This window comes from Sphingobium sp. DN12, from assembly GCF_051058005.1.
Lineage (GTDB): Bacteria > Pseudomonadota > Alphaproteobacteria > Sphingomonadales > Sphingomonadaceae > Sphingobium > Sphingobium yanoikuyae.
Map to the genome: position 1 here is coordinate 4383483 of NZ_CP173717.1, position 17098 is coordinate 4400580.

The window sequence follows — 17098 nt, forward strand, 5'->3', positions numbered from 1 at the left end:
ATCGATATCCTTTTTCGACTCATCGTCGAAACAAACAAAGCGCGCGCGCAATTGGTTTCACGATCGAGGCGACACTGATCTCCGACCGTCCGCTCCCGACCGTCGATCGCTGTTTGCCGGGGCGCCCGGCGCCGGCCCCCTACAGCGGTTGGTCCACTTCTAGGCGGGAACGTTGCCCGGCGCGAACCAATCGAATTGTTTGATGCCGCCACTTTTTACCCTGCCAGGATGAAGGCCCAGCCTCATCCCAGACCAGCGTCTTTCCTAGCGCCAGCTGCAAGTGCCGGGGCCTTGGCCTGAAATATGGCCGTCTGAACTTGGCCGGTCCGCTCACCGATCGCAGCCACGAGCCTGTCGCGATCATTAGTGTATATGGTGGCGGACAGCTTTGCTCGGGAGATCCCTACATAGAAGGACTTCTGATCGACCAGGTTGGTCGCTCTGCTGTCGGCATGGATGATGACGTGGTCGGCGGTCCTGCCCTGCGCCGCAAAGGCGGTATCGACATAGGCATGGGCAATATGCCGGTCGCGGGCGGAATCGAGATGGAGCGTTTCGATCTTCCCTCGTCCAGTCTGGACCGTGGCGGTGCGCGCCTCTTGATCAACCGCAAGGACTTGCGCACGGGCGCCATTCACCCGCCCCGTCTCGCGGTCATTGCGGGTGAACCGGATCGTATCGCCGGCCTTGAGGTCGATCGACTGGGCCAAGAAAGCCTGAGCATGACCTGCCCCCCATTGCCGCAGGCGCCAGTCCACCGCGCGCCCATCCTCGGCCCTGAGTGTGATGGCAGCCTTGACCGGATCTATGCTCTCGACGCGATAGGCTTCTCCCCGCGCCACCCCCTTATCGGCATAGTCACGAGTGAAGCTGACGACGTCGCCCTTGTCGTAACTCAGCGGAGCGCGCGCATCGGCTCGGGTGAGCCCCTTGTTGGTGAGGCTTTCCACGGCAACGGCGGGACCGGTCAATATCTCCGATCGAGCGAGGGCGGTGCGAATGTCTGCGGTCAGCACATCGCGCCCTTCGCGCGACGGCTCGATGATGATGGTGCGGGCACGTCCTGTCTTGTCGAGCGCGGCATATCGCTGGGCGATGGCAGCAAAGCGCTCATTCCGATCCGCGTTTTCTATGACCTGCCCGCCACCTCGATCCAGCGCTGCCATGGCTGTTCTGGCATCCCCATCGATCGAAGCCAGCACGGCTTCCTTGGTGGCACCATTGGTCTGTCGCACAATCTCGGCCAGCCTGGCGGTCTCCATGCCGGCGTCCTGCAATTGGGCAAAGGCCGCGCCCGCCTCGACTGAACCCAACTGCTTTACATCCCCGACAAGCAGGATGCGGGCATCATGCTTGGCTGCAAGCTCGAACAGTCGTGCCATATCGTGAGCCGACAACAGGGATGCTTCATCCACGATCCACGCGGCAGGTCGACCAATATCGCCACGCTGCGGTGATAACAGGTGTCGGGCCACGGTATTGCCATTTGTGCCCAGCGCCTGCCCAAGCACCATCGCCGCTGATGCGGTGGGCGCAAGTGCGGTGATCGACACGCCTCGCGCCGCAGCCTCACAGGCAAAGGTCGCCAGTACAGTCGTGGTTTTGGCCGTGCCGGCATAGCCCTGCAGAGCCGTGATCCGGTTGCAACTGTTCAGGAGCTTCTGGGTGGCAGAGCGCTGATCGGGGTTCCAGCCGAAACCTGCGCGCTCGGCTTGCACTGCAGCGTTGGCAACCGCCTTTGCGGCCGCAAGTGGGGATGCGATTGGGGCAAGTCCCCCACGCCCGTCCGCCTCGATCCGCAGCATCCTGGTTTCGGTCTCGACATTCTGCCGGGTGGTGAACCCGGAAAATTCGGCGCCGCGCCGGTCGATATAGACACGTTCCAGCAAATCCCCCTTCTTCGTGGCCAAATCGATTGCGGCCCCGATCTGCTCGTAGCCGATCCGGCCCAGCCCGATCCGTCCAGCCTCCTGTCTCAAGGTGGCCTCGGAAAATAGCGACTGCCGCTCTCCCAGACTGGCGGCGGCATGGGCGACAGCGCGGGCTGCGCCATTCTCGCCCTCAAACGCCATCCTGGCGCGATGAGAAGGATCGGCCATTCTGGCCTGAGCCTCTCTTACCATCATCGACCTCACTTCTGCCCCAAAGCCGGTCTTGGCGGCCCTCTCCCGCCATTGCGCAACAAGTCCCGTCTGGTCGGCGAGGACTTTGGCCTCGCGCGTGTCGAGCGCGGCAATCTGCTTCTCCAGAGCGCTGGCGGCATCACGAGATGTTCCCCTTTCGACAAGCGCTGCCTCGATCTCGGCACTTCGGGTGCTGAACGCGTCAATGACACCGGCTGGCACATCCGTGATCTCGAACATGGACTCCTTGCCGGCATCGATCTCATAGCCGAGCTCTCGCACCTTCAAGGCCAGTTTCTGTCGATAGATGGCTCCAATCTGCTTTTGCAGCTGGTAGAGCGCGCGCGGTTCTAGGCTGCGCCAGCCACCATCTTCACCCTGCGTGGCATTCATGATGACATTGTGGGTATGAAGCTGCGGGTCCTGGGCACGGCTGGTGCCATGCTGGAAGCTGGCAATGACCAGATTGCCGGTCGCCTCGCGCGCAACGGTGCCGCCGTCGCGTACACGGGTCGCGGCCATATGCCGTTCGACATGCGCCATCGCGATTTTCACGGCATGGCCATGGGCGTCAATCAAGCGCCGGTCGCCTGCCACCTGGGCCATGATCGACACCGACTTGGGGGCGCTCAAGGTCACGTCCCAGCCGGGACGGTGGTGAAGCGCGCCATCCCGAAAGGCGCCGAGCTGCAGATCGCCGATCCTGCCGTCCAGCAAGGCACGGAACTGGTCGCGGTCCACCTCCCCGCACAGACCCAGCGCTTCGGCGCCCTGGCCCTGCCAATGGGAGGGCGACAAACCGCCCTCGGCATAATAGTCATCGGCCTCATAATAGCTGCTCGCCTGCGCCGAGCTGGTCAATGCCGATACCGATGCCACCATCATACTGGCCCTTGGCTCTCGGGCTGGGTGGAAAGCGGTGACGACGCTGCTGGAGATGGCGGTGCCGGAGATATCGGGGACGCTGGCGCAGCTTTGCCCCAGAGCATGGTCGCCGGATCGGCTTCAATAAGCCGCGGCTGGCGTGGGGGGCCGCGCCGCGCGACATGATCGGCGGTCAGCCGGATTTTGGCTACTGGCAATCCGTCGGGCAGCAGCAAATAGCCATCATGCCGCGCAAGGCGCAGTTCGCTCTCGAAGACGGCCGGGCGGACTTCTCGCCGCTTGCCCAAGCTGATTTGGTGGCCCTCATCACCGTCTACCAGAATGTCGGCCTTGGTCCGCATTTCCATCTCGCACTCGCCGATGGTCTGGCTGGCCCATTTCCTCGTTTCGCCGTCGATGCTTTGCAGGAACAGCTTGCTGTTACAGCAGCCCAGCATGGCCTCGGCGATCTGCGGCCCGTAGCGGTGCTGCATCTGCCCCAGCGCCTGGAAGGTCAATATCACCGCCGCACCAAATTTGCGGCCCTCGGGCAGCAGCCGCGCCAGATTGTCGACGCGGGGCAGGTCGGCCAGTTCATCCAGCACGAACCAGATGCGCCGTGTATCGGAAGGGGGCAGGCCCAGCACGGCGCTTGCCGCACATTCCAGCCAACAGGCGAGCAAGGGTTTGGACGCTTCGAAATAGTCCTCCTTTCTTGGCACGAATATCCAGGGCCGCGCGCCGGAATGCCGATCGAGCCCGTTGAAGAAGGTGCGAAAGGCAAAGGGGCTCTCCTTGGCGCCCTCGGCGCGCAGGAACTGGATAAGGTCCGCGGCCTTGGCGAGCATGAAAAGGACGCTGCCCGTTGCCCGGTCGGCATCGTCGGCAAAGGTGCGTGCCGATGAACTGGTGGCGAGCCATTGCTTGAGATCATCCCTGGTCCGGTTTTTCAGGGCATGAAGCAGGTTTGGCAGAGTGCCATTCTTCTCTCGCCACAAAGCCCTGATCATGTTGGCGACAAGGATGCGGCTGGTATCGAGCCACACGTCGCTATCATGTTTCCCGGTTTCGGTGATCAACTGGTGGGCGATGCGGTCGGCATCGGCGGGATGGGCGATCTCGGCGAACGGCGACCAGAAGGCGCAGCGCGCATCGAACGGATTGAGGATGATATCGCCGCGCGCCGGATCGTAATAATGTGCGATGAACTCGCCGCTTGTGTCATAGACCAAAGCAGCTTCGCCACGCGCCTCGATACCGTCGAGCAATTGCCGCAAGGCTGTGGTCTTGCCGCTCCCGGTTGTGCCGATCATGGCCATGTGACGGGTTTCGAGGCGGGTGGGAATTGGTACCTTTCCAATCGAGAGGGTGCGGGCATCGGCCTGCCTGCCGGTCAGCCTGGCGAGTTTCTTCTCGTCCGCCACCTGCGTTCCGCCGATCCAGCGATCGGCCAGCAGGCGCTCACGTCGCCGGGCCATCGCATGACGCATGGCGATCAGCGCAACGAGCCAGCCAGCAAAGCCCAGCATGCTGCCGCCTTTGATGCAGGCCCAGAGAAGATCCACTTGGTGGTGGAAATAGGGATGGGCGATGATCTGGCGGGCGGATCGTCCTTCCTCGATATGGTCGGGATAGTGGACATCGATTCCCGTGTCCGCCTTCCAGGCCGATACGGCCAAGAGTTTGGTCCTGGCCCAATAATAGGTGCCGGTGGCCAGCATGCTGTCCTTGTTCAGCAAGATGGTCGGCAAGGACAGTCCGCCGATGGCGATAGAGGCCAGCATCACCAAGGCCTGCCGCTTGAGGCGCGCGCCCTCGATACCGAGATGATGCTTGCGCAGGGCGTCTGCATGGTCGCGGCGATCGTCTCGCCGGGTCATGATCGATGTTCCTGCGCGAGCCGCCGCTGCCGATCATAGGCGGCATGGATCTCCTGGGTGAGGACTTCGTCGCTCTTGCCTGCGCCGCTCGCCGCGCTGCGGGCGTAGCAATAGGCTGCGCAGGCGGTGAACAGCGTGCGGTCGAGCATATGCTCGAGGTCGATGACATGCGTGCCGACCGCTGCAAGTTCGGTCACGATCTCGCGGGTGTCGATCGCGCTGCCTGTTCCCTGGACGAGGGCGATCAGCCCCTGGTCCACGACCCGAGCGAGCATGGCATATTCGCTCAAGCCGCGCTGCCGGGCGAATTCGGCAAGGATGCGATGCTGGGCTGGAGAGAGCCGCACGGTTTGGGCCCGAGCGCTCATCGCACTACCTGTGACGAGATGCTATTTGCCATCGCTAGAAATGGCGCAATTGCGCCATGTCCGCGCCGTTGCGATTGGCGAGATGCTATCGGCATCCCGTCAACCCCGCAGAAATGCGCGATGCACCCGTGCGTGAGGTGTGTATCAAAATTGCTGGCTCGATGCGGAGCATCGCAGCCCTGGAACCTTGCCCAATGGGCGCCCCAATCAACGCTCGCCAGCATGACCGGCTTCGACCATGCGGCGCTCCGACCGGCAACTGCGACATGGGCGGTAGGACGATGGTTCATCGCGCCGAGCCAGTAGAGTGCCGTACGAAGATCGTCGGCAGCACATCCACAAAGCCATCCTCACCATGCAAATAAGCGGTGAGCGCGGAACGAGCAGCAGCGCCATCGCCCGGCGGCTTCATCGCGGCGATCCCGCCAGAGAAGAGGCGCGACGCGCGCCAGTCGGTCGGCATGGGGACAAACATATTGCGGGCATCAGCCTCGCGCCTTTCGGTGACACGAGCGACATAGGTGATGGTCTCGGCGGGCAGGGCACGGGCATATTTGCGGTAGGCGTCGACGCGCCCCGGCCCGGCATTATAGGCCGCCAGAGCAAGGCGTAGATCCCCATAGCGGTCGATCATTTCGCGCAGATAAGCAGCCCCTGCCAATATGTTGGCCCTGGGCTCATAGGGAGAGCTACCCAGATGGTGGCGTCTGCTCAGATAAGACCAGGTTGCAGGCATGATCTGCATCAGTCCCATGGCGCCAGCACGCGATGCGGCGCGCAGATCGCCTGCACTCTCTGCCGCCATGACGCTGCGGATCAGGTCCTCGGGAAGCGCGAAGCGATACGCGGCTTCGGCGATGATCAGGCCATGCTCTTGGGCGCGTGACGGCGCTGCGATGGCACAGCCTAGGAGGCCGGCCAGCAGAAAACAGGGCAGGCGACGGCGCATGATTGCGGATCTGGCAGTCATGGCTGCGCCTCCCTAGGGCGCGGCAGACTGCGCGACCAGAGCAAGGCATGGTCAGCGGGATTGCGATCGGAGCGCATGAGGTTTGCCCGGAGTGGACGAGAGAAAGACGGGCAATCGAGCAGAAGGGCGATAAAGGGGCCGGCCTTGTCGCTGGTGCGCGTCCAGCCGCAGCCAACGTCGATGCGCGCGTCGCCGCGTGCAAGGACGACATGCCAGTCCGGCGCTGTCGCGCTTGCCTTTCGCCCGGCGGGCAGGACTCGGATGTCGAGATCGAGGCTCAATGTCTGGAGCCGGCCGGCATAGCCGCCGATCACCTTGCGGAATTTACCGATATGCATCGATTTTTCTCCTTGTCGGTCTGGGCTGTCGCATCGCGGCGCCACCGCCAGGGCGCATCGGGCGCGGCGCGCGTGAGGATTGGCGTCGCGATCCCGATCACCGTCCGGCTGGAAAGCGGACCGAAATAGCGACTGTCGAAACTGTCGGCCGGCGCATTGAGGAGAAAGAGTTCGCCCCTCTCGAGCGTGCGGCACCCAACCCAGCCTGGAAGTGCACGGCCTTCCCGATCCCGCGCGTGGGCGATCGAGCGGGCGATCCCATTTATGCTGATAATGCCTTGGGCGTTGCAGACACGGGCACCGGCCGTCGCTGCGACCCGCTTTAGTAGCGGCACATTTTCGCCTAGATAGCGACGCCGCACCATGAAGGCGGCAAGCCGTGGCGGCGGCATGACGGCGACGAAGGCACCGCGCCGCGCCCGTGCGCCGACATGGACGAGATAGAGCCCGACGGGCGCACTCGCGCTGCTGTTCCAGAGCAGGCGTGGCGCGGGTCCGCTGACTGCAATCATGGCAAAGGCGATGGCAAAGCCCGGCGCTGCGAGCAGCGTTGCGAGACGATAGAAAGCCCGGCTCATCGTCCGAGCGCCTTGCGTTTGCGCCACGCCACATGGCGCTCGGCAGTGTAGGCGCGTGGCTGCTCGCCCGCTGCAATCCGGTCGGCGACATGGCTCCAATGTTCGGGCACGACAGCGCAGGGATCGATGCCGGCCGCTTCGATGGCATCGATTGTCTCGAGCACCAGCTGGACCTTGGGCCCGCCCTCGATGCTGAGCCAGATTTGCGCGCCCGGGCGGACGAATGGCAGCGTCGAACAGGCCTCGCCCGGTATCACCGTGCACATGATGTCGATGCGCGATCGGATCGTGCCATAGTCGCTCGCCGACCACCGAACCAATGCGACAGGACTGTTGGGAGGGAAGCGCAATATGCGTGTGCAGCGCGAGTGGATCGTCTCGTCCACTGCGTTGCCGAAGCGGATCCAATGTTCGATGCGCTTTTCGATCCAGACAAGTTCGATGTCGGTGTGAAGCTTCTTGTCCGCCACGGCTGTGCCGGGGCCAGCGCGGTCCCGTGCTGGCGTCATCTTGCGTCTCGCTCACGGCATGGGGATGCGATCACCAGGCGCGCGGCGCACCGCGTTAGAAGGAATCTGGAAGATTCCTTCCTATTAGCATGGTTAGAGGGGGCGGGATTCCGGAAGCGATGCCAGCGGCTTATCGCTGGTCTCGGTTCCCGATAGGACGAGGATCGGGTTCCTGATAGGACGAGCCCACCGGTTCCCGATAGGACGAGGCGAAGTCGGCTCATCGCTGCTGGCTCGCACGGGTTCGGCGCAGGGCGCGCTCAAAGCCGCTGAGCGCGATCGGTGCGAAACTCAGCCGCTCGCGTCCACTGTCCCGGTCAATGAGGAGGTGATAGCCGGGCAGCGGCTGACGGCGGACAATGTCCCGCAGTTCGAAGGCAAAACGTTTGTAGGGTGACAGTACGCCAGACTTTGCGTGCAGATGGGAAAGGTCGAAACTCCAGCCACCAACTTGTCGGCCGCCATGCTTGCGCACGATTCGATAGAGCCAGCGCTCGAGACCTCCTGTAAGGCGAAAATAGGCGGGATCGATGGTCAGGATGAGCGCACGATCCAGCACAGCTGCATAGAACCAGTCTGGCAGGATCAGCTCGATGCCGAGGGGGCGGCCCTTGCCGTCGAGCCGCTCCTGCCATTCATTTATCCAGGAAAAGCGGTGCCGGCGGCGCTCATGCTGTTGTCGGATCGAGGTCGCGACACTGGTCGCCTGCAGCCGATCGAGCGCCGCCTTCAATCGGTCATAATTGTCGCGGCTGGTCCCGCGTCCGATATAGGTGAGTATCTCGAAGGGCGTGGTCGCCATGAGCCGGGAGGTCGGCCGGCCGGCGTCGCGGGCCTCCACCAGCTGGCTCGCTGCCCAGATCAGGATGTCGGCATCCCAGATCGTCGCCATGCCATGCTGATGCACGGCCTCGACCGATATCCAGGTCTGGCCCATTTCAAAGGCGATCGGCACGGTCCGAGGCGACTTGGCGAGGCTGAAGAAGGGCCATGCCATCAGATCCTGGGCATCGCGGGGCGGGATATTGCCGGGAATGGAACGGAACAGCTCGAGCTGCGCGCGGTCCGGCTCGTCCCGGACGGTGAGAGCGCTATGATGTGCCATCGGTTCAGCGCCGTACCGGGCCATCGAACCGGCGGGCGGGCAGGCAGACACCTGAACCCGGATCGGAGGTCGAGCGCCGCAAGCCGAGCGCTGCCCAGCTGTCGAGCGCGTCGATCGTATAGACGACGCGCCCACCAAGTTTGTGAAAAGCCGGGCCGGTGCCATAGCAGCGGTGCTTTTCGAGCGTACGCGGGCTGAGGCCGAGATGCAGGGCGGCGTCGGGTGTCCTGAGATATTGCGGCGAGGACAGGGCGCGATTGGCGCTCATGATCATTCTCCATCGAAGGTGGGCCGGGGATCGAAGATCAGCGGACCGTCCGGCGGAGGATGGCGAAGCGCGTCCGGCATGGTGGAGCGGCTATCTGGATCGCCGGGTTTTTGTCGCACCGCGTAGCGCTCAGGGGCGTAGGAGCCTGCGATAGCCGCCCTCCATCAATGCCCGGGCCTCATCGATGAGGCGCTGGGTGCGGCGGCGCTGGGACGAGGATTTCCATTCGCTGCCCTGCCCCACCTGCATGTGGGCATAGACATGGCTGCGCGCGATTTCGTGTGTCGTCAGCCGGGCTTCGTCCCGCGCGCCGGCAGCATCGAGTATGTCGAGCAGCATGGATAGGCGCTGGCGCTGAAATGACGTGGGGCAAATGCCGGGCGGCGCTCGGCCGGCGCGGCCGCCCGCCGTGCGCCGCTCGAAGCGGCGCACCATGGCCTGACGAAGCGCGATCGCGTCGTCTCTGATGACCATATAGGCAAGTGATCTGTCGGCCGGCCCGGGGCGCAGCCACAGGCGGTGCAGACCGCCGCCGTCTGCCAGGACGATGTGACGCCCGTTTTCGAGCAGTTGATCGACCAGAATGTCAGGCTGCCCCTCGAAATCGGAGAGAGCAGGAGCCGCGCCCTCAAACGGCGCGGTGTCCAGGATGAGGACCGCCGGCGCCGCCTGCGGATGCCAGAGCGCGGGCTGCGCTGCGGCAAACATGTCGGGGGCACAGGGGAAAGCTCAGGCCCCAGCGCCGGGCCATCACCTCCCGCGCCGATGGCGCTTGTCCAGCTGGCAGGATGGCAAGCGCATGATATTCGGCGCGGTAGCGTGGGTTGCGGCGGAGAAATTCCTGCGCAAAGCCAGGCAGATCGAGCTGCTGGCGCCCTGCCGCTTCATTGCCACCCATGCCTGTTCGCTCTGCCATGGCGGGAAGTTGGCGTGGCGGCAAAAGCTCAGCCATTCCATCATCAGGGGGTCGCTATCCCCGCAAATGGGGACGGTTCGCCCCCTTGGGGGAGCGAACCTTTCCATAGTCAGTCCGCGCCACGGCGGGGCGGGCGATTCCAGACCAGATCATGTTCGCCATTCTCGCCCTCGAAAAGTTGCGCGAAGATCGGAGCAGTGAAGCTGGGATCATCGAGTTTGATGGAGAGAAAGGGGCGATCTTCGTTGCGGGTCTTGACCCAGCCGGCACCGACCTCGGCTTCGCCGGCATAGATGCGGTGGGTGGGCGCATGTTCGCTGGTCGTGACCTGTTCGACGATGCGGACCGACTTGGCCAGCAGTGTGAGAGTGATGATCTGGCCCCGATATTCGCCCGAGACCTTCTTGAAGCTGCCGATCTTCGACATGATCCAGTCCTTTTCTGTTGCTCGAGCCGCGCCATTGCGGCCTCGATGCGCATGAGGGGCAGCAACAGGAAGGCGCCGCAGCTGTCAGGCCCGCAGCGCAAGCGAAGGACGGGGCCACAGCCGTTTCTTGGCTCGCGAGGAGCGACGCGAAGCGCCGCGGGGAAGAAACTGCGAGCGGCGCCATTGCGGCAAGCCTTCCAGCCGCAGGCGATGTTGGTGCAGATGCGCAGGGAAAGAGGCCCATGGCGCGGCACGAACGGGCAACGGACATGTTTGACGATTGGCAATGTGGGATGGGTCGGGGATCGGCGCGCACGGCTGAAGCCATGACTGACAAGCGCTCATCCTCGATCAGGCGGACATCAATCCTTGCGCCCAGCTGTCGCCGATGCCGGCAACGAGGATCTCGGCAGACCGGATCGGCAGCTCTGTCCCGTCCCCAAATCATTCTGCAGGCTTGCGCTGCCTGCTGGATTGCGCTCACCGCTGGCAGGGCAAGGATGATAGCGCAACAAGCAGGCGACCGGTATGGAGACGTGCAGCGATCGCGACCATGCGCAGCCAAATGGTCAGGGGCCACCCCTTATCCAATGAGGGAAGGTGCTCTCTCCCACCGCAGCGCACATCTGCCCGACGACCAGAGCGTGGCGGCAGGGCGCCGCGAACCACAATCCATTGCCGGGCTGTCAGTCGGCACGCCCCGGTCCACCAATGGCGGACCGGGACGCATCGATCAGGCCGGTGCATTCCAGATGATGACCTTGCGCATCGGGTCATTCCCCGGCGCATTGGCGATGTTGCCGTAGATGGTCCCGAATTCCGGGGCCGAGAGAACGACCGAGACATATTCGGCACCGGTCGACTGGGCGAATTTCCTCCAGCCAGCACCGAGCTCGAAACCATTGCTGCGGCTGATGATCCGGTAATCGGGCTCCGCCTCCTTCGATTTGCGGGCGTTGGGCACAACGGTGATGGGGGCACTGATGGTCAGGGTGGCGAGCGTGCCTTCAAGGCTATCGCCCTTGACGATGAGGTTCGCGACGATGGTAGCCATAATGTGATCTCCTTGTCTGCTCGGGACCATTCCCGATGTCCAAGCCCAGGGGGCAGCTGATTACCGACGTCACGGATGGCTATGGCATCCGGGAACCTCCTCGCGGGGTTGACGGCATGAGGTAATCACGCTGCTCCAAGGCCAGGATGAGGGAGAATGGGGCTGGGCAGACAGATGGCGTCAGGTCTGCCTTCACCATGCTCCGAGCCAAGATCCACAGCCTGTGGCACTCTCACAGCAGTCCTGAGAACCCGCGAGTGGACCTGGTTCGACTGTTGGGACAGGAGGGCGGCATGCTGGCACCAATGCAGGGATGATGCGTTTCTGGGCTATCTGATGTTGGGAGATGAGGATATGCCTGCAACCTCCAAGGCGCAGCAAAAGGCGGCCGGTGCCGCTCTTGCCGCCAAGCGCGGCGATCAACCCAAATCGAAGTTGCGCGGCGCTTCAAAGCAAATGGAAGAGTCGATGACCGAGAAGCAGCTCGAGGAATTTGCGAGCATAGCTCGCAAGAAGCTGCCCGCCAAGAAAGGCTGACATTGGCCGGTAACGACAACCAGGCGCTGATCATTGCCTGCCCGATGTGCGCGGTGCTCAATCGCGTGCCATCGTCAAAATTGGGTGTCGGCGGGAAATGCGGCAAATGCGGTGGCGATCTCTTCGCGGCGGCGCCGGTCGCACTAAGCACCAGTAATTTCGATGCGCACGCCTTGCGATCCGATATCCCGTTGCTGGTGGATTTCTGGGCAGACTGGTGCGGACCTTGCCGGCAGATGGCGCCAGCCTTTGCTGCGGCCGCTCCGCAACTGGAGCCCTGGTTGCGGCTCGGCAAGCTCGATACGCAGGCCGACCAGGCAATTGCGGCGCGCTATGCTATCCGGACGATCCCGACAATGCTGATTTTGAAAAAGGGCAAGGAGATTGCCCGAGAATCAGGCGCAATGCCGGTACAGGCAATTGTCCAATGGGCACGGCAAGCTTTGCGTCCGGACTGACAGGCGCGATCCACTTGTGCCTCGCTTATCATAAAGACCGTGCGGGCGAAGATATTGATGGCGGGTAAAGTCGACAAAACTGCGGCTCGGTCAGAGCCTGGACGCAAAGCCGGCAGCGCCCGATTTCTTCCGTGTAGATGTCTGCTACCGAGGGCCTGTCCTGCGCCCCGTCAATAGGCCCCCGCCAGACATGCTGGCAGGGGCCATGAGGCCCAGGCCATGGAGAGATGTCGCTACGGCGTCTCTTCATTGTCCGAAAAGATATGCACGGCGTGCGAAGGCGGCATCACGTCAGTCCTTGTCGAGCGCCTTGGCACTCGAGAGATGCTTTTCGACCACAGGCGCTATTTCCCCAGCTGCCTGCTTGAGCGAGGCGATCGTGCCGTCCGCAGCATATTTGCGCATCAGCTCAAGAGCGTCTTCATGGGCATCGACTTGGCCATCAATATATTCCTTGTCGAACTCAGTGCCCTTGAGTGCCTTCAACTCCGCGAGATCCTCCGACTGATCTTTGGTCAGCGTGGCATTGGGCGTTATCGCGGGACTGGCCGTCTTGGCTGCGGCCTTGATCTTGGCGGTCGAATCCGAGTGGGCGGCGACCATCATCCTGGCAAATTCCTTCACCTCAGGAGATTGGGCATTTGTTGCCGCCAGCTTTGCGGCTTCGATCTCGAAGGCGTCGCTCTTGGCGGCCGCGTCCGCAAATTCCTGGCCCGTCGGCGTCGTCATGAGAGCCTGCTGGGCATTGTCGATTGCGTTGCCGGTGGAATTGACGGCCCCTGAAACGGCGGCGCCGGTATCGTTCAATGCGTTGTCGGCCTTTTCTTCCACTTTCGGGCTGCAAGCACCAAGCGCGAGGGCCGCTATCGGTGCGACGCTCATCCACAGATGATTTTTCATGACATCCTCCTCTTTGGATGTCGCTCGAACGTCCGATAGCCGACCGCCGTTCCGCTGACGGGGGCGATTCAAAGCATGTTTTGAAAATCCCGGAAAATCGATCTGCTCACTGCTTCACCGACGAAGAGACCGAGGCGCAGCAGAGATCATGCCATGTTCAATGGCGCGACAAAATAAAAGCCCGCCCGGTTTGCGCCGGGCGGGCAGTAGCAGGCTAAAAGCCTCGGGTCGCTCATGAGCAGATACAAGCTTGCAAGCGAGTCGCCTTGTAAGAATCCGACAAGTCTTGGATACTTTCCGTTAGGGAATGCTTGTCTTTCATGCGTCAGCCCGCCTTGCCGGAAAACGGCGCTCCCAGCGATGCGCCAGGAACTTGCCGGTCCCAAGATCAATTGATGCGCTCAATAGTGGCAAGGCTGAGGCTTCCCAACCATGAAGATTTTCACCATCGGCTATGAGGGGGTGACCCAGGAGCAACTGATCGACGCGCTGAGAGCGGCTGGCGTTGAAGTCCTGGCAGATGTACGGGCCCTACCCCTGTCGCGCCGCCCGGGATTTTCGAAGAATATCCTAGCGGCCGGTCTGCGAGAGGCTGGCATCGACTATGTTGGTTTCAAGGCACTTGGGACCCCTGCGGCAGGCCGCGAAGCGGCGCGCAAGAGGCAGCACGCGCGGCTGGCGGAAATCTATTCAGGTCAGCTCGAACTGCCCGAGGCAATTGTCCAGGCAGCGCAACTGGTCGAACTGGCAAAGGGGCGTCCTACCGCCTTGCTTTGCTTCGAGCGCGATCCGGCAGGCTGCCATCGGACCTTGCTGCTCGATGCCGTCCTACCACAGGCTGATCGTGTCGACCTCTATCCGGGCTGATGGCCGGATCTGCTGTGAGAACCCCGCCGGCGCGATGTGGCGTAAGCTACGGCGGCCCGGTGCGGCGCCGAATTTTCGAGATTATCCTATTCGATTTCGGGAACCCCAGCGGACGGGCGACCTTATAGCGGCATGCGCACCGCATCATCCCTGTCCCTGACATTTGATTGCTGGAGCCTTGGGCTTGAGGCTTGGTCCGTCATTGGCATGCGGCTTCCCCGCCTGATGTCCGGAAACGCTTTAGCCATGGCCGAAGCGCAGTTGATGGTCAGAGAGAAGATGGAGGCAGCAGCGCTGCTCCAGTGGAAGTTCATGACCGGTAGCCTTGGCGCCTCGGCCCCTGCGATAATGAGCGCATCAGTTACCCATTATCGCAAGGCGGTTCGCAAGAATCGGCGGCGATTGGCGCGGCCGGCCAGAAAATGAGAGTGCGGCGGTATTTTTTGCAATCAGTATGAAGTGCGCTCGACCACCGCTGGCATGTTTGGCAAAACGCTCCCTCCCCCAGCGAAAGAGGATGCCATGACTGGAAATGAACTGATCGAAGCCGTTGCTGTCCAGCAGGGCGTCACCAAATCGGACGTGAAGAAGATTATCGACGCAGCCTTGGCCATTATTGCGGACGAAGCAGCCAAGGGCGAAGATGTCTCGATTGCAGGCTTCGGCAAGTTCAAGGTGAAGCAGAGCGCGGCCCGGGAGGGCAAGAATCCCCGGACGGGCGAACCGATGACGATCCCGGCATCGCGCAAGGTCGGTTTCCAACCGGCCAAGGCGCTCAAGGACAAGGTCAATAGCTGATAGCAGGCGCCCCGGCATTATGAAGCGGCGCGACAGTTTTCGTCCGTAATCAACGACCGCGGTGCGCCCTGTATCGGCACGTACTGATAGGACTTCCGGCGAAAGGCTGGCAATGCTGGTTCCAGCGCGCGCTGGATGATGTTGGACCTCGCAACGGGCGGGGCAAGGACAGTTCCGGCTGGAGCGGGATAAGGTCTTGCCCCGCCAGCCTTGAGGCGGGTCGCTTCGCTCTGAAAGGCAGGCGGGGCATCCAGCAGATTGGCGCAGTCCTTGCCGCCCCGTTGGATAGATTTGACTGTTAACAGCGAAATCTGAATGAAATCTGCAATGGCCTTAGGCCATCGAGTCAACCTCAGCCGGCCACCCACTGCAGGCAGGCTGAGGTCAACCGAGAGGGTCGAAAAACCCTGCACCGGTTGATGCAGGGCCAGTCGGGTCGCGCAAGCCGCGGAGACTTGCAGGGGGATAACTGCTTGGTCGATCATTGTTTCCACGAAATAATGACGCAATCGAAATTTATCCGCGATGTGCTTTGCCACCATAGCTGGCCCGAGTCGGGAAAGGCGAAATATGCGGGATCAGGTCGGGAACAGAATGGCTTGAGGGAAGGCCGCCGCGCGCGGCGGCCGCGATTTTTTCTGGGCGCGTCAAGCCATGGGCAGCGTTTTTGCTGCCCATGGCCATTTGATCAGGCTGTGCTGGCCGTCGATCTTGGACGAGCGGCAGGCGACTCGACCTTTCAGGCGCCGTGACGCGCCGTGCTGATCCCGCCCAAACCACCGGCAGGGCGGGAATTAGGGGGGGCGGCAGGGTGCGAGCGGAAAGGCGCGCTCGAGCGGGCGTCGGCACCGTCAGGGCGCAATGGCAATGGAGCAGCTGCGCAGCAGGTTGCCACCGGTCGCGACGCGCCTAGCAGGTAGCGCCGGCCACTCCCGATTTTGAGAGGAAGCGGCCAGACCTACGCCGCCGCGCAGGCGCGGCGTCCGCAGCCCCCTTTCCTTGCCACCGGGATCGTGACCGCGAGGCATGAGATCTGGCTCGAGATCGGGAAAGCGAAATGAAGCTTGGCCGGCGATGGCCGAGCCGCCATCGATCGCCTGTCACATCATTGTCACAAAGCATCTTGAAACCGGCGGTCATTCGGGCAGAGTTGCGCCACGGACCAGGAGAGTCCTCCCGCTTCGGGAACAGAGGTTGCAGCCAAAGGCAGACAGAAACGCTCGCGGCGCGGCGTGAGGGACGTCGCCAACGGCCCGAGCCAGGAAAAGGGCGCCTTCATGACGTAACGGGTTGGGCCCGCCGGCATGGGCGCAGATCCCAAGTCATGAATCAGGAACAGATAGAGTCGCTCAGCAAGACCATTCTTCGTGCCCTGTCCGCAGACGCCCTTCATGAGGCGATGGACAGGATCGCCATAGCGCTGGGGTTTGACCGCTTTGCCCTCAGCGTCGACGTCGGCCTTGGCGGACATTCGGGCACATCAATGCTTGTGCACAGCTACCCGGCCAGCTGGGCGGATATCTATATCGGCTTCAACCTCGCCCAGACCGATCCGGTCCGAAGAGCCGGCGAAAGCAGTTTGTCGGGCTTTCGATGGCGCGAAATCGAACATCTCATACCGATTACGCCGATCGAGCGGGTCACCTTCGAGACCGGGCGCAAACATGGCATGGTCGACGGCTTCACCGTCCCGCGTCACCTGCCCGGTACGGTCACAGGCAGTTGCACGTTCGTCACCGCCACAGAACGCCCGCTCCCTGAGAGGATGCTCATCATCGCTGACATATTGGGCGCCATTGCCATCGCCCAGGCGAGCCGGTTGTCGGGGTGGCGGCGCCCCATCAAGAAACCGCGCCTCACCGATCGGCAACGCGACTGCGTGCTCTGGGCGGCGCGGGGCAAGACCAACTGGGAGATCGGTCGGATATTGGGCATTAGCAAGGAGACGGTGATCCAGCATCTTAAGGAAGCGCGCGACCGCTATGATACGAGCAACCGCGCCTCGCTCATCCTTTATGCCCTGTTCGACGGGCTGATCAGCTTTTCCGACATATTCCGCTGGCGCGAGCGGGTCTGATCGACCGCACCGCCGCGCGATGCGCGCGGCGGTGCCATCCCCCTTTCTGGGTATAGGCGGG

At 62.7% G+C, this 17098-nt stretch carries 22 protein-coding genes; 6 read left to right on the forward strand and 16 right to left on the reverse strand.

Annotation, left to right across the window (positions count from 1 at the left end):
* Window positions 1-242 precede the first annotated feature (242 nt).
* The 13 genes from mobF to ACI6S0_RS20795 all read right to left on the reverse strand — a co-directional run bounded on the left by mobF (window position 243) and on the right by ACI6S0_RS20795 (window position 11400).
* Window positions 243-3008, reverse strand: a complete 2766-nt coding sequence (gene mobF, locus ACI6S0_RS20735) for a MobF family relaxase (protein ID WP_434404203.1) — start codon at window positions 3006-3008, stop codon at window positions 243-245.
* The gene (locus tag ACI6S0_RS20740) at window positions 3005-4867 is read right to left on the reverse strand and encodes a type IV secretion system DNA-binding domain-containing protein (RefSeq protein WP_434404204.1); all 1863 of its coding nucleotides are present in this window, start codon (window positions 4865-4867) and stop codon (window positions 3005-3007) included. Before ACI6S0_RS20740 ends, mobF begins: the two co-directional genes overlap by 4 nt.
* Window positions 4864-5235: a hypothetical protein gene (locus tag ACI6S0_RS20745; RefSeq protein WP_004209615.1), complete on the reverse strand. Its 372-nt coding sequence runs from the start codon at window positions 5233-5235 to the stop codon at window positions 4864-4866. The genes ACI6S0_RS20740 and ACI6S0_RS20745 overlap by 4 nt, the downstream gene beginning before the upstream one ends.
* A 286-nt stretch (window positions 5236-5521) precedes the next feature.
* Window positions 5522-6205 carry a lytic transglycosylase domain-containing protein gene (locus ACI6S0_RS20750; RefSeq protein ID WP_434404205.1) on the reverse strand — a complete coding sequence of 228 codons (684 nt, stop codon included), beginning with the start codon at window positions 6203-6205 and terminating at the stop codon, window positions 5522-5524.
* Complete coding sequence (locus ACI6S0_RS20755; protein WP_004209617.1) at window positions 6202-6543, reverse strand: DUF736 domain-containing protein; 342 nt, start codon at window positions 6541-6543, stop codon at window positions 6202-6204. The genes ACI6S0_RS20750 and ACI6S0_RS20755 overlap by 4 nt, the downstream gene beginning before the upstream one ends.
* The gene (locus ACI6S0_RS20760) at window positions 6516-7121 is read right to left on the reverse strand and encodes a S26 family signal peptidase (RefSeq protein ID WP_048939280.1); all 606 of its coding nucleotides are present in this window, start codon (window positions 7119-7121) and stop codon (window positions 6516-6518) included. The genes ACI6S0_RS20755 and ACI6S0_RS20760 overlap by 28 nt, the downstream gene beginning before the upstream one ends.
* Complete coding sequence (locus ACI6S0_RS20765; protein ID WP_004209619.1) at window positions 7118-7630, reverse strand: DUF2840 domain-containing protein; 513 nt, start codon at window positions 7628-7630, stop codon at window positions 7118-7120. Before ACI6S0_RS20765 ends, ACI6S0_RS20760 begins: the two co-directional genes overlap by 4 nt.
* A 220-nt stretch (window positions 7631-7850) precedes the next feature.
* Window positions 7851-8735 (reverse strand): replication initiator protein A, encoded by an 885-nt coding sequence (locus tag ACI6S0_RS20770; protein WP_004209620.1) that lies wholly within the window; start codon window positions 8733-8735, stop codon window positions 7851-7853.
* Window positions 8736-8739: 4 nt separating this feature from the next.
* Window positions 8740-9003 carry a helix-turn-helix transcriptional regulator gene (locus tag ACI6S0_RS20775; RefSeq protein ID WP_004209621.1) on the reverse strand — a complete coding sequence of 88 codons (264 nt, stop codon included), beginning with the start codon at window positions 9001-9003 and terminating at the stop codon, window positions 8740-8742.
* A gap of 129 nt (window positions 9004-9132) precedes the next feature.
* Complete coding sequence (locus ACI6S0_RS20780; protein ID WP_434404207.1) at window positions 9133-9711, reverse strand: DUF2285 domain-containing protein; 579 nt, start codon at window positions 9709-9711, stop codon at window positions 9133-9135.
* Window positions 9632-9955, reverse strand: coding sequence for a transcriptional regulator domain-containing protein (locus tag ACI6S0_RS20785; protein WP_434404208.1), 324 nt, complete (start codon window positions 9953-9955; stop codon window positions 9632-9634). Before ACI6S0_RS20785 ends, ACI6S0_RS20780 begins: the two co-directional genes overlap by 80 nt.
* 73 nt (window positions 9956-10028) lie before the next feature.
* Entirely contained in the window at window positions 10029-10346 is a 318-nt protein-coding gene (locus tag ACI6S0_RS20790) for a DUF736 domain-containing protein (protein ID WP_072895440.1), read from the reverse strand.
* Window positions 10347-11079: 733 nt separating this feature from the next.
* Window positions 11080-11400 carry a DUF736 domain-containing protein gene (locus tag ACI6S0_RS20795; protein ID WP_004209624.1) on the reverse strand — a complete coding sequence of 107 codons (321 nt, stop codon included), beginning with the start codon at window positions 11398-11400 and terminating at the stop codon, window positions 11080-11082.
* 354 nt (window positions 11401-11754) lie between these two features.
* Here ACI6S0_RS20795 and ACI6S0_RS20800 point away from each other — a divergent pair, with 354 nt between their 5' ends.
* Both ACI6S0_RS20800 and trxC read left to right on the forward strand, forming a co-directional pair.
* The gene (locus ACI6S0_RS20800; protein ID WP_004209625.1) at window positions 11755-11937 is read left to right on the forward strand and encodes a DUF3008 family protein; all 183 of its coding nucleotides are present in this window, start codon (window positions 11755-11757) and stop codon (window positions 11935-11937) included.
* Window positions 11938-11939: 2 nt separating this feature from the next.
* On the forward strand, window positions 11940-12395 hold the full coding sequence (trxC, locus tag ACI6S0_RS20805; protein ID WP_279728191.1) for a thioredoxin TrxC: 456 nt from the start codon (window positions 11940-11942) through the stop codon (window positions 12393-12395).
* 291 nt (window positions 12396-12686) lie between these two features.
* Here the strand turns inward: trxC and ACI6S0_RS20810 are convergent, their stop codons facing one another.
* Entirely contained in the window at window positions 12687-13295 is a 609-nt protein-coding gene (locus tag ACI6S0_RS20810) for a DUF4142 domain-containing protein (RefSeq protein ID WP_004209626.1), read from the reverse strand.
* 432 nt (window positions 13296-13727) lie between these two features.
* On the opposite strand from ACI6S0_RS20810, the gene ACI6S0_RS20815 reads away from it, so the two are divergent.
* The 3 genes from ACI6S0_RS20815 to ACI6S0_RS20825 all read left to right on the forward strand — a co-directional run bounded on the left by ACI6S0_RS20815 (window position 13728) and on the right by ACI6S0_RS20825 (window position 14960).
* Complete coding sequence (locus ACI6S0_RS20815; protein ID WP_004209627.1) at window positions 13728-14162, forward strand: DUF488 domain-containing protein; 435 nt, start codon at window positions 13728-13730, stop codon at window positions 14160-14162.
* A gap of 246 nt (window positions 14163-14408) precedes the next feature.
* Window positions 14409-14588 carry a hypothetical protein gene (locus tag ACI6S0_RS20820; protein WP_234415668.1) on the forward strand — a complete coding sequence of 60 codons (180 nt, stop codon included), beginning with the start codon at window positions 14409-14411 and terminating at the stop codon, window positions 14586-14588.
* A 33-nt stretch (window positions 14589-14621) separates the two neighbouring features.
* Window positions 14622-14960, forward strand: a complete 339-nt coding sequence (locus ACI6S0_RS20825) for an HU family DNA-binding protein (RefSeq protein ID WP_373562041.1) — start codon at window positions 14622-14624, stop codon at window positions 14958-14960.
* 17 nt (window positions 14961-14977) lie between these two features.
* On the opposite strand, the gene ACI6S0_RS20830 is transcribed toward ACI6S0_RS20825, so the two are convergent.
* Complete coding sequence (locus tag ACI6S0_RS20830; protein ID WP_434404209.1) at window positions 14978-15502, reverse strand: hypothetical protein; 525 nt, start codon at window positions 15500-15502, stop codon at window positions 14978-14980.
* A 569-nt stretch (window positions 15503-16071) separates the two neighbouring features.
* The gene (locus ACI6S0_RS20835) at window positions 16072-16431 is read right to left on the reverse strand and encodes a hypothetical protein (RefSeq protein WP_235654846.1); all 360 of its coding nucleotides are present in this window, start codon (window positions 16429-16431) and stop codon (window positions 16072-16074) included.
* On the opposite strand from ACI6S0_RS20835, the gene ACI6S0_RS20840 reads away from it, so the two are divergent.
* Window positions 16360-17037 carry a helix-turn-helix transcriptional regulator gene (locus ACI6S0_RS20840; RefSeq protein ID WP_235654842.1) on the forward strand — a complete coding sequence of 226 codons (678 nt, stop codon included), beginning with the start codon at window positions 16360-16362 and terminating at the stop codon, window positions 17035-17037. The genes ACI6S0_RS20835 and ACI6S0_RS20840 overlap by 72 nt on opposite strands.
* Window positions 17038-17098 lie beyond the last annotated feature (61 nt).

Bases quoted from the DNA above. Each gene is read 5' to 3' on its own strand.
- mobF (WP_434404203.1), bottom strand. From the start codon at position 3,008: ATGATGGTGGCATCGGTATCGGCATTGACCAGCTCGGCGCAGGCGAGC.
- ACI6S0_RS20740 (WP_434404204.1), bottom strand. From the start codon at position 4,867: ATGACCCGGCGAGACGATCGCCGCGACCATGCAGACGCCCTGCGCAAG.
- ACI6S0_RS20745 (WP_004209615.1), bottom strand. From the start codon at position 5,235: ATGAGCGCTCGGGCCCAAACCGTGCGGCTCTCTCCAGCCCAGCATCGC.
- ACI6S0_RS20750 (WP_434404205.1), bottom strand. From the start codon at position 6,205: ATGACTGCCAGATCCGCAATCATGCGCCGTCGCCTGCCCTGTTTTCTG.
- ACI6S0_RS20755 (WP_004209617.1), bottom strand. From the start codon at position 6,543: ATGCATATCGGTAAATTCCGCAAGGTGATCGGCGGCTATGCCGGCCGG.
- ACI6S0_RS20760 (WP_048939280.1), bottom strand. From the start codon at position 7,121: ATGAGCCGGGCTTTCTATCGTCTCGCAACGCTGCTCGCAGCGCCGGGC.
- ACI6S0_RS20765 (WP_004209619.1), bottom strand. From the start codon at position 7,630: ATGACGCCAGCACGGGACCGCGCTGGCCCCGGCACAGCCGTGGCGGAC.
- ACI6S0_RS20770 (WP_004209620.1), bottom strand. From the start codon at position 8,735: ATGGCACATCATAGCGCTCTCACCGTCCGGGACGAGCCGGACCGCGCG.
- ACI6S0_RS20775 (WP_004209621.1), bottom strand. From the start codon at position 9,003: ATGAGCGCCAATCGCGCCCTGTCCTCGCCGCAATATCTCAGGACACCC.
- ACI6S0_RS20780 (WP_434404207.1), bottom strand. From the start codon at position 9,711: ATGTTTGCCGCAGCGCAGCCCGCGCTCTGGCATCCGCAGGCGGCGCCG.
- ACI6S0_RS20785 (WP_434404208.1), bottom strand. From the start codon at position 9,955: ATGGCTGAGCTTTTGCCGCCACGCCAACTTCCCGCCATGGCAGAGCGA.
- ACI6S0_RS20790 (WP_072895440.1), bottom strand. From the start codon at position 10,346: ATGTCGAAGATCGGCAGCTTCAAGAAGGTCTCGGGCGAATATCGGGGC.
- ACI6S0_RS20795 (WP_004209624.1), bottom strand. From the start codon at position 11,400: ATGGCTACCATCGTCGCGAACCTCATCGTCAAGGGCGATAGCCTTGAA.
- ACI6S0_RS20800 (WP_004209625.1), top strand. From the start codon at position 11,755: ATGCCTGCAACCTCCAAGGCGCAGCAAAAGGCGGCCGGTGCCGCTCTT.
- ACI6S0_RS20810 (WP_004209626.1), bottom strand. From the start codon at position 13,295: ATGAAAAATCATCTGTGGATGAGCGTCGCACCGATAGCGGCCCTCGCG.
- ACI6S0_RS20815 (WP_004209627.1), top strand. From the start codon at position 13,728: ATGAAGATTTTCACCATCGGCTATGAGGGGGTGACCCAGGAGCAACTG.
- ACI6S0_RS20820 (WP_234415668.1), top strand. From the start codon at position 14,409: ATGGCCGAAGCGCAGTTGATGGTCAGAGAGAAGATGGAGGCAGCAGCG.
- ACI6S0_RS20830 (WP_434404209.1), bottom strand. From the start codon at position 15,502: ATGGTGGCAAAGCACATCGCGGATAAATTTCGATTGCGTCATTATTTC.
- ACI6S0_RS20840 (WP_235654842.1), top strand. From the start codon at position 16,360: ATGGACAGGATCGCCATAGCGCTGGGGTTTGACCGCTTTGCCCTCAGC.
- ACI6S0_RS20835 (WP_235654846.1), bottom strand. From the start codon at position 16,431: ATGTCCGCCAAGGCCGACGTCGACGCTGAGGGCAAAGCGGTCAAACCC.